Genomic DNA, 20,477 nt, shown 5'->3' with positions numbered 1-20,477 from the left:
GGTCACACCTCGTAGGTCGACAGCGACGAGCAGGCGCCGCACTTTCCGCAACCTGCCTTGATGTCGGCGGAGCGCATTCCGGCGTCGCGCAGCATCGCACCGAGCGGCTCGAGCACCGCCCGCATGAAGTCCGGCGACGGTGCAGGATGACTCTCCAGCGGCGTGCCGCTGATCGGAACGAACGGCACGACGAACGGATAGACGCCCAACCCGATCAGTTCGCGCGACATGTCGAGAATCGCAGCCGCGCTGTCGCCGAGCCCGGCCAGGATGTAGGTGCTGACCTGTCCGCGACCGAACACGCCGACGGCCGCGCGGAATGCCGCCATATACCGGGACAGCGACACGCTCGCCTTGCCCGGCATGATCCGTTCGCGCACGGCCGGCGTCACGGCTTCCAGATGCATGCCCAACGTATCGATCCCGCTTGCCTTCATCCGGTCGAACCAGCCGTCGTCGTCGGGCGGTTCGCATTGCGCCTGGATCGGGAGATCGACGGCCGCCCTGATCGCGAACGCGCTTTCGCACAGCACGCGCGCACCGCGATCCGGCGTCGGCGGTGTACCGGTCGTCAACACCATGTGCTTGACGCCGTCGAGCAGGACCGCCGCACGCGCAACCTCGGCGAGTTGTTCAGGTGTCTTGCGGGCGATCGTGCGGCCGGCCGCAAGCGACTGGCCGATCGAGCAGAACTGGCAGGTCTTGCGCCGGCTCTCGTAGCGAATGCAGGTCTGCAATACCGTGGTCGCAAGCACGTCGGCGCCATGCAGCGTCGCGATGTGCGAGTACGGCACGCCCTCCAGCGTCTGCAACGCGTAGAAGCGCGGGCTCGACGGAAAGCTGATGCTCGCAATCGGGATGGTGCCGCGCGAGAGCAGGCTGACGCCCGCCGCATCAGGTTCCGCCGCGACGAACGGCGAATCCCACGCGGTGCTCGTGTGCACGGGCACCATGATGGTCACACCGTCGACCGTCACGGCCTTGTGATCGGATGGCCCGGCGCCGCCGCGCCGGCTCGCGGCACCAACCCGTGGATCCGTGAGGCGCAGCCCGACCGATTGCAGTTCAGTCATCAATTGCCGGCTCTGCACCGACGGTTTCGCGTTCGCGCTCATGGCAATTTCCCTCGAAGTCGCGTGCGGCCGACGCGCTGCTCCCCATCGGGGTCACCGTCGTCGCCGGCCGATCGTTGATGGCAAGACTCAGCAGTTCCGGCCGCGCATAGTGGCCGACCGAATCCATCATTCGCTTGCGCTTGGTGATCAGCGACATGTCCAGATCGGCGATCACCATCCCTTCGCCGGCGCGCAGCGGCTCGGCCAGATGCTGACCCTCCGGGGACACGATCGCTGTATTGCATCCGCCACGCAGGGCTTTCTGCAGATTCGGATCGCCCGTGATCGACTCGATCTGGGCGTCCGTCAGCCAGCCGGTTGCATTGACGACAAAGCACCCGGACTCCAGCGCGTGGTGGCGGATCGTGACTTCGATCTGTTCCGCGAAGATCGGGCCGACCAGCGAACCGGGAAACTGACTGCAATGAATTTCCTCGTGCTGCGTCATCAGCGCATAACGGGCGAGCGGGTTGTAGTGCTCCCAGCACGCGAGCGCACCGACCCGCCCGACACCGGTCTGCGCAACCTTGAGTCCGGCCGCGTCTCCCTGTCCCCAGATCATCCGTTCGTGAAACGTCGGCGTGATCTTGCGGCGCTTCACCGCGAGGCGTCCGTCGACGTCGAAGATCAGCTGCGTGTTGTACAGGCTGCCGTGGTCGCGCTCGTTCACGCCGAGCACGACCACCATCCCGTGCAGGCGCGCACGCTCGGCAACCGCATGCGTCACGGGGCCCGGCACCGCCACGGCCTGCTCGTAGAGCCGCATGTGATCGGCGCCGGATGCGACCGGCGCCCGCACAAACGAGAAGTACGGGTAGTACGGCACGAACGTTTCAGGGAAGACGATCAGCTGAACACCTTTGCCGGCGGCCTCGTCGATCGCCGCACAGACCTTGTCGAGCGTACCGCCGGCGCGTTCCAGATCGGGGGCGATCTGGACGGCCGCCGCCCGGACGATGCGTTTGTCGGACATGTTGGCACCCGTCATTCGATCAAACGGTCCAGGTGTGGATGACCAGCGCGTTCTCCTTGCGGTGAAGCAGCTGGATATCCAGCACGTCGAGCGGATTGATCGGTCGAATGCCCTCGATCAGCGACGCTTCGCCGTGCCCGTAAAGCGCCTGCAGCGCAAAGCGGCACGCGTAGACTTTCCCGCCTTCTTCCATGAACTTGACGAGCTGCTTGTTGAAGTTCAGGTGACCGGGAAACGCCTCGTCGCCGAGCGTCGGAAATCCGCGCTGCAGGCCGAGCGTCACACCGGGGCCGTAGAGCAGCACCGACGTCTCGAACCCTTTGCGTTGCAGGCGTGTCGCCTGCAGCAGGTTGACGAAACCGATCGACCCTTCGAATGCAACCGTGTGGAACGTCACGAGCGCCTTCTCGCCCGGTTCCGCCTTGACGTCTTCGAACACTTTTTCCTCGTAGTCGACGAGGAAATCTCCTTTCTTGTGCAGAGGCTGATTCACTGCGGGCATGGCACGCTCCGTTTGAAAATGAGTTGAGTGATGATCCCGAACGCTTTCGAATCCGGGCGACCTCATTAACGCAACGCATATGCCAACCAGGCACAGACCTGATGCGATCACTCTCCGATCATTCAGTCGATAAATGCCGCTGCCGCCGGTCCGATCCTTGCGTGACCCAATCCGGATCCGACCGGAACCGGCCTGACCGGGCCAGACGGCGCACCTGACTGATGCAGCAGGAGTGAACCGGTGCGCATCCAGCGTGCATCGATGCATCAATCCGATACATGATGCGATCAATGCAATCATCCGACTTCAAAGTGGCGATATATATATTGTCGATTAATGCGCCATGCTAACGTTTTGATGAATCATCAAATGGAAACAGGTATGGATTACGCCATCCATCATTGGTCGAAGCGCCTGTTGGAAAGCAGGAAACCGGCGTATCTGCTGATTCCCGACCTCATCGAGGAAGATCTCGCTGCAGGCCGGCTTAAACCGCGCGACCGCCTGCCCGGGCTGCGCGATCTCGCCAGTGCGCTGAACCTGAACTACACGACGGTGGCCCGCGCTTATGCTGAAGCTCGCCGACGCGGCTTGCTCGATTCGCGTGCAGGAAGCGGCACATTCGTGCGCGGCCCGACGCGAACGATTCCGCTGTCGGGCGGGAGCAGCATCGAAATGTCGATGAACATGCCGCCCGAGCCGCCCGAGATGGCCAGGCGGCTGCAGCAATCGGCTGCGGCATTGTTCGATGCAGCGGATCCTTACCAGCTGATGCGATACCAGGATTTCGGCGGCACACCGGCGGATCGCGCCGCCGGACGCGCGTGGCTGGCCAATCGCCTGCCCGGCTGCAGCGGCGACGCCGTACTGGTCTGCCCGGGCATCCACAGCGCCCTCGTCGCGCTCATCTCCAGGCTCGCGCGCCGCGGCGATTCGATCTGCCTCGATTCGCTCGCTTACCCCGGCATCAAGGCTATCGCGTCACAATTGGGCGTGCAGTTGCAGCCGCTGCCACGGGACGACGACGGACCGTTGCCGCATGCGTTCGAATCGCTCTGCAGAAGCGGACGGCCTGCCGCGCTGTACTGCAACCCGACCCTGCAGAACCCGAGCACGCTCACGATACCGTTCAGACGCCGCGAAGCGCTGGCCGATATCGCGACGCGCTACAACGTGCCCATCATCGAGGACGACGCCTACGCGATGCTGCCGCAGAGCGCGCCGCCGCCATTGGCATTGCTGGCGCCCGAGCTGACCTACTATGTGACCGGCATGTCGAAGAACCTCGGCGCCGGGCTGCGAATCGCTTACCTGCTGGCGCCGACGGTGCGCGAAGCACAGCGTATCGCCGGTGCATTGCGCGCCACGACCGTGATGCCGAGTCCGTTCACGATGCTGCTGTCCACGCAATGGGTCAACGACGGCACGGCAGGCGAGATGCTGGCCGCGATTCGATCGGAGGCGCATGCACGGCAGGCGATTGCAAGGCGGATTCTCGGCGCATGGCCTTTCGATGCTCATCCCGACGGTTTCCATCTCTGGTTGCCGATTCCGCGCGAGTGCCTGTGGACTGCCCCCGATCTGGCGCAGCATCTGCGGAGTCGAAGCGTCGCCGCCGTGGCAAGCGCGGCATTTTCGACGGACGGCGACCCGCCGGCCGCGATCCGCATCTGCCTCGGCGGGCCGCAGAGCCAGGAGCAATGCCTGGACGGTTTGCAGCTCGTCGCGGATGCATTGGTCGACGCACATCATCTTTACGGTGCGGCGATGTAGCGGCCGATACAGCCTCGAAGACATTCGAACTCGAATTGCCGACCTGAAGTGTCATAACGCTGGTGTACGCAGATGTGATGCTTGATGACCTCATTTGCGTTCATGTTGGTTTGCGTCCTCGAACCAGCCCGCCAGTCCCGGCTACCAGTATCCATGCCGGCACATTTTCCGATCATCGACTTCCGAATAACGATAGCGCCATAGTGAGAATAAATAATATTTAATAAAGTAAATTATGGCCGTCGTTGTCGCTCCGCTCCACATCGCCCGTTCCGCTCGAGCGGCGCCCCCGTGTCACCCGCCCCTCCCCAAGCGCACTCCGCCAGCGCAATGCTGCCGATACCGCCAACGCGGCCGACAAGATCATTTCATATTTCTCACCAAATCCCGACTTGATTAACATCGAAAGGATAAAAAATTAACCTGACAGAAAATATCTTGTAATTATAAAAACTACCTCCTAGCATGCCCCTGCGGTTCGCGACATGTCTCATATCAAAGTTTATCCTTGATGCATTCCTCGAAAATCACGCTTTTATTCATAATCTGGGGGATTACATGAAGAAACTGTCTCGTCTGCTGTCCATCACCGCGATTACCCTCGCCAGTCTCAGCGCTTTTGCCCAAGCCGGCGACCAGCCGGCCGCGGTCGACAGGGCGCTGCAACTGATCCAGCAGAACCCGTCCGCCTTCAGCCTGGCTACCGGCAGCGCCGCTCGCACCTTGAAGTTCGCGGCGCCGCAGGCGAGCGCGCCGACGGACGGCGACCAGTTCCGGGTGCGCGACGTGATCGTCGATCCCGACGGCACCGAGCACGTGCGTTTCGACCGCTTCTACGCGGGTCTGCCCGTGATCGGCGGCGACGTCGTCGTCCATTCGAACCAGGGGCAGCTGAAGCAAGCGAGCCTGACCCAGGCCGCGCCGATCGATCTCGCCGGCAAGATCGGCAAGGTCGGCGACCGCTTCGTGGTGCGCAACGCGCCCAACGTGGGTGCGGCCAGGGTCAAGCGCATCGCGGCCGCGCGTTTCAACTCGGACGTGCGCCGCATCGATGATGCGGAGCTCGTCGTGTTCGCGCGCGACGTCACGCCGACGCTGGCCTACGCGGTACGCGTATACGGCAAGGCGACCGACGCGCACGGCGACGCCGTGCTGTACTACGTCGACGCGCGCACGGGCACCGTGCTCGATGCGCAGGACCTGATCAAGACCGCCGCCGCGACCGGCACCGGCCGCTCGCTGTACTACGGCAACCTGACGCTGACCACCGACCAGACCGGCACGAACGCGTACCGGATGCTCGATCCGACCCGCGGCAGCGGCTCCGTCTACGACGGCCGCGGGCTGATCGCGGAGGACGTCGAGCAAGCGAGCGACCTGCCGATCTTCACGAGCAGCACGAACGTGTGGGGCAACAGCTCGACCACCGACCGGCAAACCGTCGCCGCCGATATCGACTACGGCCTCGCGTTGACTTGGGACTACTACAGGACTACGCACAACCGTAACGGCATCTTCAACGACGGGCGCGGCGTGAAGAGTTTCGCGCACGTAGTGTTCGACACCGGCAGCGGCACGACCGGCGCGAACGCGGCATGGATGCCGTCGCACATCATGGTGTACGGCGACGGCCAGTCGGGCACGAGCCTGCCGAAGCCGGTCGTATCGGTCGACGTGGCCGGGCACGAGATGAGCCACGGCGTGACCGAGGCCACCGCCAACCTGAACTATTCGAGCGACGCCGGCGGCCTGAACGAATCGACGTCCGACATCTTCGGCACGCTCGTGAAGTTCTACGCGAACAACCCGAACGATCCCGGCAACTACGTGATCGGCGCGCGCGTGGTGAGCGGCGGCCTGCGCAAGATGTACAAGCAGGATCTCGATGGCCGGTCGTTCAGCTGCTATCCGTCCGGCGGTTTCTCGTGGTCGAATCCGCGCCACGATCCGCACTTCACGTCGGGCGTCGGCAACCGCTTCTTCTACCTGCTTTCGGAAGGCCCGGCGGTGCCGTCGACCGACACCGGCCTGTCGAGGACGCAGCTGGTCTGCAACGGCGACACGACCTTCAGCGGCCTCGGCCGCGAGAAGGCCGGCAAGATCTGGTACCGGACGCTGACCGTGTACCTGAACGCCAACTCGAGCTACCCGAGCGCGCGGCGTGCGTCGATCCAGGCGGCGAACGACCTGTATGGCGCGAACTCGACCGAGAGCGCCACGGTCGCGCGCGCGTGGAGTGCGGTCGGGGTGAATTGATCGCGCTTGGGTGGGCGTATTGAACGCCGGAAAGCCGCGTGGCGGTTCGTCGCTTCGGAGGAAAGCGAGTCGATCGAGCTCACGCGGCGCTCGGACATGAGAAAGGCAGGTGCCGATCAGCTGCCTGCGATTGCAGGCGGCTGATTTGCTTCGGACTCGGCCCGACGTTGATTGCGCTCGTCGCCGATCGCGTGTTCTGCAATCCGAAGATGGTCGGCAACTCGATCGGCATCATCTGCACGATCGCGGCCGCGCTCGCCATCGAAGTTACGGTTGTCGAAATTCGGCGCAGAAGCCGAAATGGCGCACCGTCGAACGCAACGCACCCAAAACGGGAAGCCATATAACAAAAAGCTTTCCATTACCCCCGTATGCACAGATTCGAACAGGCTCAGTCCAAATTTGCATGCTGTTTGTGAGCGGAATTACGGCTGAATACTTTCGTGTCTGACCGTGCCCCTCGCTGTTGCCGGCGAGCCGCGACCAGGATGCCCGACGTGTCTCTACGCGTCGTGGTCGCAGGTGCCGGTGGGTCCTGATCGTCACGCGATCCGGATGAATGCGATCACGCAAATGCAAGAGGGGGCAGCCATGGCATCGATTCCTGAACCGTCGCCGACCGGCGAAACCAACAAACGCAGCTGGCTCGAATCCCACGAGGCCGGCTATCACAAGACACTCGGCAATCGACAGGTGCAGATGATCGCGATCGGCGGTGCGATCGGCACGGGGCTTTTCCTCGGGGCCGGCGCGCGACTGCAGGCTGCGGGGCCGTCGCTCGCTATCGTCTACCTGGTGTGCGGCGTGTTTTCGTTCCTGATCCTGCGTGCGCTCGGCGAGCTGGTGATGCACCGGCCGAGCAGCGGCAGCTTCGTGTCGTATGCGCGCGAATTCCTCGGCGAGAAAGCGTCTTTCGTCGCGGGCTGGATGTATTTCCTGAACTGGGCAATGACCGGCATCGTCGACATCACCGCGGTCGCGCTCTACATGCATTACTGGACGCCGTTCGCCGGTATTCCGCAATGGATCTTCGCGTTGATCGCGCTCTGCATCGTCGCCACGATGAACCTGATCGGCGTGAAGTGGTTCGCCGAAATGGAGTTCTGGTTCGCGTTGATCAAGGTCGCTGCGATCGTGCTGTTTCTCGGCATCGGCTCCGTGATCCTGGGCACCGGCGGACACGTCGCGGGCCATGACACCGGCATGCACCTGATCACCGACAACGGCGGCTTCTTCCCGCACGGACTGATGCCGGCGCTCGTGCTGGTGCAGGGCGTGGTGTTCGCGTTCGCCGGCGTCGAACTGGTCGGCACGGCAGCCGGCGAATGCAAGGATGCGCGCAAGGTGCTGCCGCGCGCGATCAACAGCGTGATCTGGCGCATTGCGATCTTCTACGTCGCGTCGGTCGTCCTGCTCGTCTGCCTGCTGCCCTGGAGCGCGTACAAGGCGGGGCAAAGCCCGTTCGTCACGTTCTTCGGCGCGCTCGGCGTTCCCGGTATCGGCTCGGTGATGAATCTGGTGGTTTTGACGGCGGCGCTGTCGAGTCTCAACTCGGGGCTGTATTCGACCGGGCGCGTGCTGCGTTCGCTGTCGATGGGCGGCTCGGCGCCTGCGTTCCTCGGGCGGATGAGCGCGCAATCCGTGCCGTACGCGGGCATTCTCGTGACGGTCGCGATCTACGTGATCGGCGTGCTGCTCAACTATCTGGTGCCGTCGAGCGTGTTCGAGATCGTGCTGAACATCGCGTCGCTCGGCATCATCAGCACGTGGGGGTTCATCATCGTCTGCCAGATGAAGTTCCGGGCGGCCGTCAAACGCGGCGAAGTGGACGACGTGCCGTTCAGGATGCCCGGCGCGCCGGTGACGTCGTGGCTCACGCTGCTGTTCCTGCTCGGCGTGCTGGTCCTGATGGCGTTCGACTACCCGAACGGCACGTGGACGATCGCGTCGATTCCGCTGGTCGCACTGCTGCTCGTCGCCGGCTGGAAGTGGTTGAGCGGCCGCGCGCGCCGTGCGTCGCTCAAACCGACGATTCCGTCGGTCGCGCTCACGCAGAGCGTCCTCGAAAAAGGCGACGACTAGGCGACGCGCGATAGCGGACGGCGGCCGTGCAAAGTTCAGAAAAATCCCGCGACAACGACATTTATTGTCCGCACTACACTGCAGTTAGCCCCTGCCGCCGTTCAACGCCGCCATGTCCGCCACCGCCCTGCAATTCGCGCTGCTCGCCAAGCAGCAGGAAATCGCGTCGCTGCGCCGCGTGGCCGAACAGATCGAGCTGATCGACCTGCTCGGCCGCCTGATCCACGCGCTGCAGCGCGAGCGCGGTGCGACCAGCATCTATCTGGCGTCGCTCGGCCGGCGTTTCGTCGCAGAACGCGCGGCGGCACGCGACGAATCCGCACCGCTCGTCGCGCAGCTGCGCGAGCGCCTGGATCTGGAACTGGCGCCCGCGCGCGGCTCGACGTCGCGCCTGCTGTCGCTGATCGCATGGGTGCTGCTCGACCTGGAATCGCTGGAAGCGCTGCGGGAACGGATCGACCGCAGCGCGCTGTCCGCGCCGGATTCCGTCCAGGCGTTCAGCACCGTGATCGGCGGCCTGGTGGAGCTGATTTTCCAGCTGGCCGACAGCGCGGCCGATCCGTCGGTGTCGCGCATGCTGATCGCGCTCGTCCACGTCGTCGAAGGCAAGGAGGAAGCGGGGCAGGAACGCGCCGTCGGCGCGCACATGTTCGCGGCGGGCGCGTTTTCGGCGGACCAGCAGCAGCGCCTGCTGTATCTGATCGCGGCGCAGGAGCGCAGTCTCGAAGTCTTTGCGAATTTCGCGAGCGCCGAGCAAAACGCATGGCGGGAAACGCGCATGACGGGGCCGCACGTGGCGGCGCTCGAGAAGCTGCGACGCATACTGTGCACGGCGCAGGCCGGCGACACGCTCGATGCGGGCCTGAGCGAAGCCTGGTTCGACGCCGCGAGCGCCCGCATCGACGATCTCTGGCACCTTCAGATCGCGCTGACGCTGCAGGTGCAGGAAACGTGCGACGCCCGGATCGACGACGCGGATCGGACGCTGCGCGACTCCGAGCGCCTGATGGCGCAGTTGCGGAACAACCCGCCGCCGCATATCCAGGCGCTCGCCCATTTCTTCGCCGGCGATCCGCTGTCGGCGCGCGCGGCGGTTCACGAACTGCCGGAGCGCCTCTCCGGCGCCGATCCGTCGACGCTCGCCAGCCTCAAATCCCTGCTGGAATCGCAATCGGCGCGACTGGCCGGCGCGGAGGTCGAACTCGACGCCGCACGTCGCGCGCTTTACGAACGCAAGCTCGTGCAGCGCGCGAAAAACACGCTGATGACGCGCTTCAACCTGCGGGAGGACGAGGCGTACCGGATGCTGCAGAAAGCGTCGATGGACCGCAATCGGCCGCTTGCCGATATCGCGGAAGACGCGCTGACGTCGCCCGAGCGATTCATCGACGAGCACGCGCAGCCCGCCGCGCGGCGACGTACGCAGCGAAGCGCGCCGAAGACACCGCGCGACGACGGCACGACCTGAGCTGACCGGAGCGCGCGCCGCGCCACGCACCGCGGTAGCGCCCACAGCGCGTGCAGGAGGCGCGAATTGCACCGCGCGAGTGCGATTCGCGGCGATCGGCTCACGGCCGGCGCCCCCGGCATGTCGCGCCCCGCCTGCCTGCATCGCGATTTCCCCGCCACTGGTATGAAAGTTGCGAACAACACGTTCGTCGGGCTAATGGCGGCCTGACGGTCGCGCCATGTCGAACCATGGCGGACGATCCCGTGGATAACAGCGTCCGCGCCGGGCACTCGCATGTCGAGCGAGTGCCCGGCGCGGATTTTTTTTGCCCGTCCAACCTTGCGAGCACACACCATGGCCTACCTCACGCCCAACGAGTTCGTCACCAAGATGGTCGACGCCGGCGAATCGAAACTGTCGATGTCGACCCGCGACACGCTGATCCGCGCGTACATGGCGGGCGCGATCCTCGCGCTCGCGGCTGCGTTCGCGGTCAGCATCACGATCAACACCGGCAACGCGCTGGTCGGTTCGCTGCTGTTTCCGGTCGGATTCTGCATGCTGTACCTGCTCGGCTTCGACCTGCTTACCGGCGTCTTCACGCTCGCGCCGCTCGCGGTGATCGACCGCCGGCCCGGCGCGACCTGGGGCGGCGTGTTCCGCAACTGGACGCTGGTGTTCTTCGGTAATTTCGCGGGCGCGCTGACGGTCGCGCTGTTCATGGCGATCATCTTCACGTTCGGCTTTTCGGAGGCGCCGAACGCGATCGGACAGAAGATCGGCGGCATCGGCGAAGCGCGCACGCTCGGCTATGCGGCGCACGGCGCCGCCGGCATGCTCACGCTGTTCGTGCGCGGCGTGATGTGCAACTGGATGGTATCGACCGGCGTGGTCGCCGCGATGATGTCGACGTCGGTTCCCGGCAAGGTGATCGCGATGTGGATGCCGATCCTCGTGTTCTTCTACATGGGCTTCGAGCATTCGGTCGTGAACATGTTCCTGTTCCCGTCCGGCCTGATGCTCGGCGCCCACTTCACGATCGCCGACTATCTGCTGTGGAACGAGATCCCGACGGTGCTCGGCAACCTGGTCGGCGGGCTGCTGTTCGTCGGCGCGGCGCTGTACAGCACGCACTACAAGACCGCGCCGAAACGCGTGCCCGCTTCGCCTGTAGGCGTCGTCGCACGCAAGGCCTGATCCATCCTGCGGCTCCGCATCAACCCGTGTCAGGCCGCCCCGCTGCGTTCGTCACGCAGCGGGGCGGCGTACGTCACTCGACGTTGTCCGTCACGTCCGTCATCCGGATCATGTGCGGGCGCACCGCGTCTTCGTCCGGCGCTGCGCCCGTCGGCTCCGGATGGATCAGCGCTTCGAGCCGCGCCTTGGTCGCGATGAATTCCGGCGTGTTGAACTGCGAATAACCGCGCGGGCGCGGCACCGGCACCTCGATCAGCTCCTGCACTTTGCCCGGATTGGCCTTCAGCACGAGAATCCGGTCCGCGAGCAGGATCGCCTCGTCGAGATCGTGCGTGATGAACAGCACCGTCACGTCGATGTTGCGCCAGATGTCGAGCAGGTGCGCCTGCATCTTCGCGCGGGTCTGCGCATCGAGCGCGCCGAACGGTTCGTCCATCAGCAGGATGCGCGGCCGGTTCGCGAGCGCGCGCGCGATCGCGACGCGCTGCTTCATCCCGCCCGACAACTGGTGCGGATATACGTCCGCGAAGCGCGTGAGCCCGACGAGGTCGAGCCATTGCAGCGCCTCGCGCTCCGCCTCGCCGCTGCTGCTGCCGTTGCGCTTCAGGCCGAACATCACGTTCTTCTTCACGGTCAGCCACGGAAACAGCGTATAGCCCTGGAACACCATCCCGCGATCGGCGCCGGGGCCCTGCACGGGCTTGCCGTCGAGCAGCACGTCGCCGCTCGTCTGCGACTCGAGCCCGGCCAGGATGCGGATCAGCGTCGACTTGCCGCAACCGGACGGCCCGATCACGCAGACGAACTCGCGCCGGTGGGTGCGGAAGCTGATGTCGTCGAGCGCGACCACTTCGCCCTGCGGCGACCGGAAGCGCTTGCCGAGATGGCGCACGTCGAGAATCACGTCGCGCGCCTTCAGGCGTGCGAAGCGTTCGCTCACGGCGTCGGACTGGAGCAGGTAGTCGGGAAGGCTGTGCGGATTCTGCATGATCGTTTCTTCCGAAAGGATGCGGTAGGTCATCGTCTTCAGCCGTCACGCCTTCAGCGTGCGGTCCCATGGAAACAGCCGGCGGCCGAGCAGCGCGAGCACGATGTCGGTCCCGAGGCCGATGATCCCGATCATCAGGATCGCTGCATAGACGTTGTCGAAATGCTGGTAGCGCGCCTGCTGGCTGATGTACCACGTGATGCCCGAACTGGTGCCGACCAGCTCGGCGACGATCAGGTAGGTCCACGCCCAGCCGAGCAGGATCCGCTGGTCGCGATACAGGTCGGGCAGGATGCCCGGCACGACGACGTGCGCGATCAGCCCCGGCTTCTTCGTGCCGAGCGTCAGTGCCGCCTCGAACAGCCCGTACTCGAGCTTGCGCGTGGTGTTCGCGACGATCAGCACCTGCTGGAAGAACGTGCCGATCACGATGATCGCGATCTTCGGTGCGTCGTAGATGCCGAGGATCGCCACCATCAGCGCGCCGAACGCCGGCGCGGGCAGATAGCGGAAGAACTCGAAGAACGGCTCCTGCAGCCGCGCGAGCGCGCTGAAGGTGCCGCACACGATGCCGATCGGCACGCCGATCGCCGACGAGATCACGAAGCCCCAGAAGATGATGCGGATGCTGTGCCACAGGCTTTCGTGCAGCCATACGCCGTCGCGCGAAGCCGGCGGTGTCGTGAACGCCGTATAGAACGCGCGCAGCACCTGATGCGGCGCGGGCAGGTACACGGGATTCGCGCGCTCGCCTTCGGGCACGGCCGCATGCGTCGCTCGCGCATGCGCGAGCTCGTCGTCGAATACGTCGCGGTCGATCTGCATGCCGGGCTGGAAATAATCGACGCTGCCAGGGTTCGTGATGCGCACCTGCGGATGCCAGACGAACGGCACGTAGCTGAGCACGCACCAGACGGCGAGCGGCAGCAGGAAGGACGCGACGCCGAGCGTCCACTTGCCGCGGGTCGACAGCTCGCGGCGCACCGCGAGCCAGTCGGTCGTATTGCGGGTCACTGACATGGTGAATCTCCGTATCGTGTTGCTTGCCGGTCGCGGGCGACCGGGCGTTCAGTGCGGCGCGCCGTTCGCACGGTAGGCGCGCCAGCCGCCGAAGCGCGTGATGTCCACGGCGCCGTCGAGCGCGGCGGGTTCGCAGAGAAAGCCCTGCACCTGCGCGCCGTCCGCGAGCGTCAGCGTGCCGATGCCGAGCGGCGCACCGATGCCGGCAACGAAGCTGCCATAAGCCGCGACCGGCATCTCCCAGATCTCTACCGCGATCGCCGCACCGCCTTCCGGCACGCGCACGAGGCCCGGCTTCGCGACGCCGCCCGACACGGCCGCGCTCAATGCGTAGAGGCGGTAGGACAGCGCGGTGGTCGTCGCGGCGACGAAGCGCGCGCCGCGCTGCGTGAGCTGCCCGTTCAGCGGCTCGCCGCGCAGATGCGCGCCGACGACGGCCACGCGCACGACGCCCGCCGGCGCGGCGAGCGGCAGCGTGATCGCACCGGAACGCTTGTCGCGCGCGGCGGCATGAGGTTCGTTCGCGCCTGCGTTTGCATGATCGTCGGCATCGACATCGGCGTTGGCGTTGGCGTTGGCGTTGCAAGCGCCCTCGCCCGTCGCGGCGTCGCCGTGCTGCGCAGCGCCCCACGCGTCGGCCAGATCGAGCAGCATCGCGTCGTCGTGCGCGCGGCCGACGAAGGTGATGCCGAACGGCAAACCCGCATGCGGTCCGGTATCGCAGACACCCGCCGGCACCGCGATCGCGGACAGGTCGAGCAGGTTCACGAAGTTCGTGTAATAGCCGAAGCGCGCGTTGACGACGATCGGATCGGCTTCCAGTTCGTCGACGGTCGCGGTCGTCGCCGACGTCGGCATCACGATCGCATCGATGTCGTCCCAGGCGCGGGCCGCGTCGACGCGCAGCGCGGCGAGCCGGTCGAACGCCGCGAACGCGTCGGCGGCGCTGAAGCGCGCCGCGCCGCCGACGATCTCGCGAATCACCGGATGCAGCGCGTCGGGCCGTTCCGCGAAGAACGCGCCGATCGCAGCCAGCCGCTCGGCGACCCACGGCCCTTCGTACAGCAGCCGCGCGGTCGCGAGGAACGCGCTGAAATCGATCTCGACGATTCGTGCGCCGGTCGTACGCAAGCGTTCGACGGCCGTCTGCCACGCGGCCCGGTACGACGCGTCGCCGAAGAACTCGAGCTGATCGGCGCGCGGCATGCCGAAGCGCATGCTGGCGAGCGGCCGGGCGGGCCGCGCATGGCTGCCGCTCGCATCGAGCAACGGCTGCCACGCGCGTCTGTACGGATCGCCGTCCGTCACGCCGTGCGCAACGGCGAACACCGCGCGCGCGTCGCCCGGCGCATGCGCGAACACCGACACGCAGTCGAGCGACCGGCAGGCCGGCACCACGCCGAGCGTGCTCAGCACGCCCTTGGTCGGCTTGAGCCCGACGAGCCCGTGAAACGCGGCCGGCACGCGGCCCGACCCGGCCGTGTCGGTGCCGAGCGCGAACGCGGCAACGCCGAGCGCGACGGCCACCGCCGATCCCGAACTCGATCCGCCCGACGCATAACGCGGATCGAGCGCATTGCGGCACGCGCCGTACGGCGAGCGCTGCCCGGACAGCCCGGTCGCGAACTGGTCGAGATTGGTCTTGCCGATCGGGATCGCGCCGGCGGCGATCAATCGCTCGACGACCGGCGCGCTGCGCGCCGGCACATACGCGTAAGCGGGGCACGCTGCCGTCGTCGGAATGCCGGCGAGGTCGATGTTGTCCTTGATCGCGAACGGCACGCCATACAGCGGCAGCGCGGCGATGTCGCGTCCGGCCAGCGCATCCGCGTAGCGTGTCATTTCGTCGTGCGTCAGCGGCCGGATCCACGCATGATGCGGATCGCCCGCGTCGAAGTGCGCGGCGATCGCATCGACGAGCGCATGCGGCGTCAGGCTGCCGGCCTCGTACCGCGCGCGCAGCGCGGCGATCGAGCTCAGGTCGGGTAGCGGATGACGATCGAAGGGCTTCATGCGACCTCCTCGGCCGCGCCGGCCTTCATCACCATCAGCCGCTGGCCGGCGACGACCGCCGCGCCCGGCACGCAATCGACCGTCTCGATCACGCCGTCTTCCATCGCCACCACGGACACCTCCATCTTCATCGATTCGAGAATCGCGACGACCTGCCCCTCGGTCACCCGCGCGCCGGTTTCGACCAGCACCTTCCATACGCTGCCCGACACGTCGGCGGTAATGCCGCGCTGTTCGTCGGCGAGCGTGTCGCCGGCCGCCGCTGCACCGGCACCGGCGTCGCCCTGCCCGGCTTCGCCCGCATACTCGGCGTGGCCGGCGGCCCGCCAGCGCTCGCGCTCGTCATCGAACGCGGCCTGCTGCATCGCCTTGAACGCGGCGATCGATTCGGCTTCGTCGCGCAGGAAGCGGTTGTACGCGCCGAGATCGAACACGGATTCCTCGATCTTCAGCTCGGCGCGGCCCGCGATGAAATCCGCGCGCAGTTCGGCCAGCTCGGCCTCGCTGACCTCGTAGAAACGGATCTCGTCGAAGAACCGCAGCAGCCACGGCTTGCCGGGCTCGAATGCACGCGTCGTCCGGTGACGGTTCCACATCTGCACCGTGCGACCGACGAACTGATAGCCGCCGGGCCCTTCCATCCCGTACACGCACAGGTAAGCGCCGCCGATGCCGACCGCGTTCTCCGGCGTCCACGTGCGCGCCGGGTTGTACTTGGTCGTCACGAGCCGGTGCCGCGGATCGAGCGGCGTCGCGACGGGCGCGCCGAGATAGACGTCGCCGAGCCCCATCACCAGGTAGCGCGCGTCGAACACGATGCGCTTCACGTCGTCGATGCTGTCGAGGCCGTTGATCCGGCGGATGAACTCGATATTGCTCGGGCACCACGGCGCATCCGGCCGCACCGACTGCATGTAGCGCTCGATCGCAACGCGCGTCGACGGGTCGTCCCACGACAGCGGCAGATGCACGATCCGGTTCGGCACGCGCATGTCGGCGACGTCGGGCAGCTCGCGCTCGGCCGCCTGCAGATGCGCGAGCAGCGCATCGAGCGGCAGTGCCTGCGCATCGAAATGCACTTGCAGCGAACGGATGCCGGGCGTGAGGTCGAGCATGCCGGGCAGCCGGTGCGCGTCGAGCCAGCACATCAGCGCGTGCACGCGAAAACGCAGGTTCAGGTCGAGCACGAGCGGGCCGTATTCGATCAGCACGTTGCGGTCGCCCGAGCGCCGGTAGACGACGCCGATGCCGTTGCCGGCTGCCGGATCGCGGTACAGCACGCAGTCATCCGGCGCAGCCGCGTTCGACGAAGCAGCCGGTGCCGGCGATGCGCATTCGGGAGCCGCAGCCACGCGCGCGAACTGCACGGTGTCGCCCGGCCGCAACTGCCCGAGCTTCCACAGCTCGTCGCGCACGACCGTCACCGGGCACACGAAGCCGCCGAGGCTCGGCCCGTCGGGCCCGAGTATCACCGGCATGTCGCCGGTGAAATCGACCGCGCCGATCGCATACGCGTTGTCGTGGATGTTCGACGGATGCAGGCCCGCCTCGCCGCCGTCCGCGCGCGCCCATTGCGGCTTCGGGCCGATCAGCCGCACGCCCGTGCGGCTCGAGTTGTAATGGACCGTCCAGCGCGTGTCGTACAGCATCGCGATGTCGTCCGCCGTGAAGAAATCCGGCGCGCCGTGCGGGCCGTCGAGCACGCCGAGCGTCCACGCATGCGTCAGCGCGGGCCGGTCGGCTTCGGCGAGCGTCGCGCCGGCTTCGCCGCGCCCCGCATCCGCATGCAGGTGCAGCACGTCGCCCTTGCGCAGCGCGCGGCCTGCGTGGCCGCCGAACTGGCCAAGCGTGAAGGTCGCCTTGCTGCCCAGATAGTCCGGCACCTGCAGCCCGCCCTTCACCGCGAGACACGCGCGCACGCCGGCGCCCGTCACGCCGCCCAGCTTCAGCACCGCGCCGGGCGCCGCGCGCAGCACCTGCCAGAACGGTGCGGGCGCGCCGTCTAGCGTCGCCGCGAGCGGCGCGCCGCCGAGCACGAACAGCGTGTCGGTGTTGAAGCGCAGCGTCGCGCCGACCATCGTGAACTCGAGGCCGGCGGCGTCGCGCGGATTGCCGAGCAGCGCATTCGCGAGATCGAACGCGCGATCGTCCATCGGCCCGGACGGCGGCACGCCGACGGCCCAGTAGCCGACGCGGCCCGGCGTTTGCTGCACGGTCGTCTGCACGCCGCCGTCGAGCACGTCGATCGTGTGCGGCGCGAACGCGAAACGCGACAGGAACGCGGTGGTCTGCGCGCCGCGCGCGAACGTGTCGGAACCGGCGATCGCGCGCAGGTAGTCGAGATTGGTCTCGATCCCGTACAGCTCGGTGGCGGCCAGCGCGTCGCGCAATGCCGCGAGCGCATCGCGGCGCGTATCGCCGCGCACGATCAGTTTCGCGAGCAGCGGATCGTAATAGGCGCTGACCTCGGTGCCCGCATCGATCCACGTATCGACGCGCACCGCGTCCGGAAACGCGACATGCGTGAGCACGCCCGCGCTCGGCCGGAACTGCTGGTGCGGGTCTTCCGCATAGAGCCGCACCTGGATGCTCGCGCCGCGCGGCGCGACGGCGAGCGTATCGAGCGGCGGCAGGTCGCCTTCGGCCTGCAGGATCATCCATTCGACGAGATCGATGCCGGTCACGGCTTCCGTCACGCAATGCTCGACCTGCAGCCGTGTATTCACCTCAAGAAAATAGCAGCGGCGCTCGCGTGCATCGAACACGAACTCGACCGTGCCGGCCGACGCATAGGCGACCGCGCGCGCAAGCCGCACCGCGCTTGCGTGCAGCGCGGCGCGCTCGCCGTCGGCGAGATCCGGCGCGGGCGTTTCCTCGATCACCTTCTGGTTGCGCCGCTGCACCGAGCAGTCGCGCTCGCCGAGCGCGATCACGCCGCCGCGCCCGTCGCCGAAGATCTGCACCTCGATGTGCCGCGCGTGCTCGACGAACTTCTCCAGATAGACACCCGCGTGCGCGAAGTTCGCGCTGCCGAGCCGCACGACGGATTCGAACGCCGTCGCGAGCTGCGCGGCGTCGCGGCACAGCGACATGCCGATGCCGCCGCCGCCCGCCGTGCTCTTCAGCATCACCGGATAGCCGATCGCATCGGCTTCGGCGAGCGCCGTCGCGACATCCGCGAGCAGCCCGGTGCCCGGCAGCAGCGCGACGTCGTGCTCGCGTGCCAGTTCGCGCGCGGTGTGCTTGAGGCCGAACGCGCGCATCTGCGCGCCGCTCGGCCCGATGAAGCGCAGGCCGGCGGCCTCGCATGCGTCGGCGAACTCGGCGTTCTCCGACAGAAAGCCGTAGCCGGGATGCACGGCCTGCGCACCGGTCGCGCGCGCCGCAGCGAGGATCGCGGCGACGTTCAGGTAGCTGTCGGCCGCCGGCGCGGCGCCGACGCAGACGGCTTCGTCGGCGAGCGTCACGTGGCGCGCATCGCGATCGGCTTCCGAGTAGATCGCGACCGACGCGATGCCGAGCCGCTTCAGCGTGCGGATCACGCGGCAGGCGATTTCACCGCGGTTCGCGACGAGGACTTTTGCGAATCTCATGTTGCCTCCCGCCGGGCCGCCCCAAGGCAGGCAACCGCCCCTTTGGGGGGCAGCGAAAAATAGTGAGCGTGCGGGTCGTTCATCATGCCTCCCAGATCGTCAGCCGCACCGGCGTCGGGTTGTAGCCGTTGCACGGGTTGTTGAGCTGCGGGCAGTTCGAGATCAGCACCGTCACGTCCATCTCCGCGCGCATCTCGACATACTTGCCGGGCGCGGAAATGCCGTCCTCGAACGTCAGCCCGCCGAGCGGCGTGACCGGCACGTTCATGAAGAAATTGACGTTGCCGACGAGGTCGCGCTTGGTCAGCCGCGCGCCGGTGCCGCATGCGCAGTGCGCGATCGCGTTGAGGAAGCTGTCGCGGCAGTTGTGCATGTGGCGCTTGTCGAGCGCGTAGCGCACCGTGTTGCTCTCGGCCGCGCACGCGCCGCCGAGCGTGTCGTGGCGGCCGCAGGTGTCCGCCACGATCGTCACCATCGGATTGCCGAGACTGGACAGCAGCACGCTGCCCGCGCTCAGGTACAGGTTGCGCTGCTCGCGGATCGTGTCCTGCGCGCTGTAGCGCTCGTCGGGTGCGTCGGTGCGATAGAACAGCGTGTCGACGGCCTGGTTGCCTTCGAGGTCGAGGATGCGCAGCACCTGCCCGCGCTTCACGTCGTGCAGCCACGGTTCGCCGGCGTTCAGCGTGGTGTCGTAGATCGCGTGCCGCGGGTCGAGGCGGCTTTCGATGATCGGCATGTCGGGTCTCCTCAAGCGAACAGTCGGTCGGTGTTGACGAAGCCGCGCGTGTTCTCCGCGCACGCGGTGCGGCACGGATCGTCGTCCGGCGCGGCGCCGTCGGCCGGATACGCGCGGTATGCGATCAACTTCACGGGTTTCGGCGCATAGGCCGGCTGCGGATCGAGCGGATGCGGCGCGGTCGAGAACGCGGCGAGCGTGTTCATCTCGAAGCGCAGGTCGAACGCGCTGCCGGCCGGCGAGTGGCCCGCGACGAAGTCGAACGACCCGTCGTCGCGCGGCGCGAGCTTGCTGAAGAAATTGACGTTCGCGACGAGGTCGCGCGCTGACAGCCCGTATTTCGCGAGTTCGAGCACGAGGCTGTCGCGGCCGTTGCGGATCATCGCGTTGCGATCGGCCTGATACGACGACTCGCCGTACTTGCGCGCGAACAGCCGCGCATCGCCGATGCCGCCGAGCGGATCGTGCCAGCCGAGCGTATCGGCCGTGATCGATGCGATCACGCGGCCCATGTCCGTATACAGCGCGTGGCCGCGCGTCAGGTGCGCGGTGTGCTGCGCCTTCAGCGTATCGGCCATGTTGTAGCGTTCGAGCGGATCTTCGTGACGATGAAACACGGCGGACAGGTTCGCGCCGCCATCGAGATCGACGACGCGCAGCGCGAGGCCGCGGCGCAGGATGCCAGACCAGTGGGTTCCGGCGGGAACGACCGTTTCCCACACGACGTGCGGCAACGGGGCAAGCGGGGCTTGGGGGCTCGGCGACATGGCGGCTCCTCG

At 66.7% G+C, this 20,477-nt stretch carries 15 protein-coding genes; 5 read left to right on the top strand and 10 right to left on the bottom strand.

Annotation, left to right across the window (positions count from 1 at the left end; genetic code table 11):
- Positions 1-2 precede the first annotated feature (2 nt).
- From KVT39_RS32445 to KVT39_RS32435, 3 genes are read right to left on the bottom strand one after another with little or no spacing between them, the layout of a single operon-like run.
- Positions 3-1,073 carry an MSMEG_0568 family radical SAM protein gene (locus KVT39_RS32445; RefSeq protein WP_131946313.1) on the bottom strand — a complete coding sequence of 357 codons (1,071 nt, stop codon included), beginning with the start codon at positions 1,071-1,073 and terminating at the stop codon, positions 3-5.
- Positions 1,066-2,088, bottom strand: a complete 1,023-nt coding sequence (locus KVT39_RS32440; RefSeq protein WP_105390901.1) for a Nit6803 family nitrilase — start codon at positions 2,086-2,088, stop codon at positions 1,066-1,068. The genes KVT39_RS32445 and KVT39_RS32440 overlap by 8 nt, the downstream gene beginning before the upstream one ends.
- Before the next feature lie 19 nt (positions 2,089-2,107).
- Positions 2,108-2,590 carry an MSMEG_0572/Sll0783 family nitrogen starvation response protein gene (locus KVT39_RS32435; protein WP_006405208.1) on the bottom strand — a complete coding sequence of 161 codons (483 nt, stop codon included), beginning with the start codon at positions 2,588-2,590 and terminating at the stop codon, positions 2,108-2,110.
- 381 nt (positions 2,591-2,971) lie between these two features.
- On the opposite strand from KVT39_RS32435, the gene KVT39_RS32430 reads away from it, so the two are divergent.
- The gene (locus KVT39_RS32430; RefSeq protein WP_131946312.1) at positions 2,972-4,363 is read left to right on the top strand and encodes a PLP-dependent aminotransferase family protein; all 1,392 of its coding nucleotides are present in this window, start codon (positions 2,972-2,974) and stop codon (positions 4,361-4,363) included.
- Between the two features lie 558 nt (positions 4,364-4,921).
- Positions 4,922-6,619 (top strand): M4 family metallopeptidase, encoded by a 1,698-nt coding sequence (locus KVT39_RS32425; protein ID WP_217590989.1) that lies wholly within the window; start codon positions 4,922-4,924, stop codon positions 6,617-6,619.
- 116 nt (positions 6,620-6,735) lie between these two features.
- Here the strand turns inward: KVT39_RS32425 and KVT39_RS32420 are convergent, their stop codons facing one another.
- The gene (locus KVT39_RS32420) at positions 6,736-6,981 is read right to left on the bottom strand and encodes a hypothetical protein (protein ID WP_161785065.1); all 246 of its coding nucleotides are present in this window, start codon (positions 6,979-6,981) and stop codon (positions 6,736-6,738) included.
- 229 nt (positions 6,982-7,210) lie between these two features.
- On the opposite strand from KVT39_RS32420, the gene ansP reads away from it, so the two are divergent.
- The 3 genes from ansP (at position 7,211) to KVT39_RS32405 (ending at position 11,348) form a co-directional block, all read left to right on the top strand.
- Positions 7,211-8,701, top strand: a complete 1,491-nt coding sequence (ansP, locus tag KVT39_RS32415; protein ID WP_217590988.1) for an L-asparagine permease — start codon at positions 7,211-7,213, stop codon at positions 8,699-8,701.
- 112 nt (positions 8,702-8,813) lie between these two features.
- Complete coding sequence (locus KVT39_RS32410; protein ID WP_217590987.1) at positions 8,814-10,169, top strand: nitrate regulatory protein; 1,356 nt, start codon at positions 8,814-8,816, stop codon at positions 10,167-10,169.
- 336 nt (positions 10,170-10,505) lie between these two features.
- On the top strand, positions 10,506-11,348 hold the full coding sequence (locus KVT39_RS32405) for a formate/nitrite transporter family protein (protein ID WP_175749115.1): 843 nt from the start codon (positions 10,506-10,508) through the stop codon (positions 11,346-11,348).
- A gap of 73 nt (positions 11,349-11,421) precedes the next feature.
- Here KVT39_RS32405 and KVT39_RS32400 read toward each other — a convergent pair whose 3' ends face one another.
- The 6 genes from KVT39_RS32400 to KVT39_RS32375 form a co-directional block, all read right to left on the bottom strand.
- Entirely contained in the window at positions 11,422-12,336 is a 915-nt protein-coding gene (locus KVT39_RS32400; RefSeq protein ID WP_217590998.1) for an ABC transporter ATP-binding protein, read from the bottom strand.
- Between the two features lie 45 nt (positions 12,337-12,381).
- Complete coding sequence (locus KVT39_RS32395) at positions 12,382-13,356, bottom strand: ABC transporter permease (RefSeq protein WP_034182273.1); 975 nt, start codon at positions 13,354-13,356, stop codon at positions 12,382-12,384.
- Positions 13,357-13,404: 48 nt separating this feature from the next.
- The gene (atzF, locus tag KVT39_RS32390) at positions 13,405-15,369 is read right to left on the bottom strand and encodes an allophanate hydrolase (protein ID WP_217590986.1); all 1,965 of its coding nucleotides are present in this window, start codon (positions 15,367-15,369) and stop codon (positions 13,405-13,407) included.
- Complete coding sequence (gene uca / locus KVT39_RS32385; RefSeq protein ID WP_217590985.1) at positions 15,366-18,962, bottom strand: urea carboxylase; 3,597 nt, start codon at positions 18,960-18,962, stop codon at positions 15,366-15,368. The genes atzF and uca overlap by 4 nt, the downstream gene beginning before the upstream one ends.
- 82 nt (positions 18,963-19,044) lie before the next feature.
- The gene (locus tag KVT39_RS32380; RefSeq protein WP_034182276.1) at positions 19,045-19,698 is read right to left on the bottom strand and encodes an urea amidolyase associated protein UAAP2; all 654 of its coding nucleotides are present in this window, start codon (positions 19,696-19,698) and stop codon (positions 19,045-19,047) included.
- A gap of 11 nt (positions 19,699-19,709) precedes the next feature.
- The gene (locus KVT39_RS32375) at positions 19,710-20,465 is read right to left on the bottom strand and encodes an urea amidolyase associated protein UAAP1 (protein WP_217590984.1); all 756 of its coding nucleotides are present in this window, start codon (positions 20,463-20,465) and stop codon (positions 19,710-19,712) included.
- Between the last annotated feature and the right edge of the window lie 12 nt (positions 20,466-20,477).

This window comes from Burkholderia sp. GbtcB21 (assembly GCF_019091065.1).
Taxonomy (GTDB): domain Bacteria; phylum Pseudomonadota; class Gammaproteobacteria; order Burkholderiales; family Burkholderiaceae; genus Burkholderia; species Burkholderia pyrrocinia_C.
This window is presented reverse-complemented; position numbering and strand designations above follow the sequence as displayed.

Coding starts and splice junctions, on each gene's coding strand:
- KVT39_RS32380 (WP_034182276.1), bottom strand. CDS start 19,698: ATGCCGATCATCGAAAGCCGCCTCGACCCGCGGCACGCGATCTACGAC.
- KVT39_RS32395 (WP_034182273.1), bottom strand. CDS start 13,356: ATGTCAGTGACCCGCAATACGACCGACTGGCTCGCGGTGCGCCGCGAG.
- KVT39_RS32445 (WP_131946313.1), bottom strand. CDS start 1,073: ATGACTGAACTGCAATCGGTCGGGCTGCGCCTCACGGATCCACGGGTT.
- atzF (WP_217590986.1), bottom strand. CDS start 15,369: ATGAAGCCCTTCGATCGTCATCCGCTACCCGACCTGAGCTCGATCGCC.
- ansP (WP_217590988.1), top strand. CDS start 7,211: ATGGCATCGATTCCTGAACCGTCGCCGACCGGCGAAACCAACAAACGC.
- KVT39_RS32440 (WP_105390901.1), bottom strand. CDS start 2,088: ATGTCCGACAAACGCATCGTCCGGGCGGCGGCCGTCCAGATCGCCCCC.
- uca (WP_217590985.1), bottom strand. CDS start 18,962: ATGAGATTCGCAAAAGTCCTCGTCGCGAACCGCGGTGAAATCGCCTGC.
- KVT39_RS32430 (WP_131946312.1), top strand. CDS start 2,972: ATGGATTACGCCATCCATCATTGGTCGAAGCGCCTGTTGGAAAGCAGG.
- KVT39_RS32375 (WP_217590984.1), bottom strand. CDS start 20,465: ATGTCGCCGAGCCCCCAAGCCCCGCTTGCCCCGTTGCCGCACGTCGTG.
- KVT39_RS32405 (WP_175749115.1), top strand. CDS start 10,506: ATGGCCTACCTCACGCCCAACGAGTTCGTCACCAAGATGGTCGACGCC.
- KVT39_RS32420 (WP_161785065.1), bottom strand. CDS start 6,981: ATGGAAAGCTTTTTGTTATATGGCTTCCCGTTTTGGGTGCGTTGCGTT.
- KVT39_RS32400 (WP_217590998.1), bottom strand. CDS start 12,336: ATGCAGAATCCGCACAGCCTTCCCGACTACCTGCTCCAGTCCGACGCC.
- KVT39_RS32435 (WP_006405208.1), bottom strand. CDS start 2,590: ATGCCCGCAGTGAATCAGCCTCTGCACAAGAAAGGAGATTTCCTCGTC.
- KVT39_RS32410 (WP_217590987.1), top strand. CDS start 8,814: ATGTCCGCCACCGCCCTGCAATTCGCGCTGCTCGCCAAGCAGCAGGAA.
- KVT39_RS32425 (WP_217590989.1), top strand. CDS start 4,922: ATGAAGAAACTGTCTCGTCTGCTGTCCATCACCGCGATTACCCTCGCC.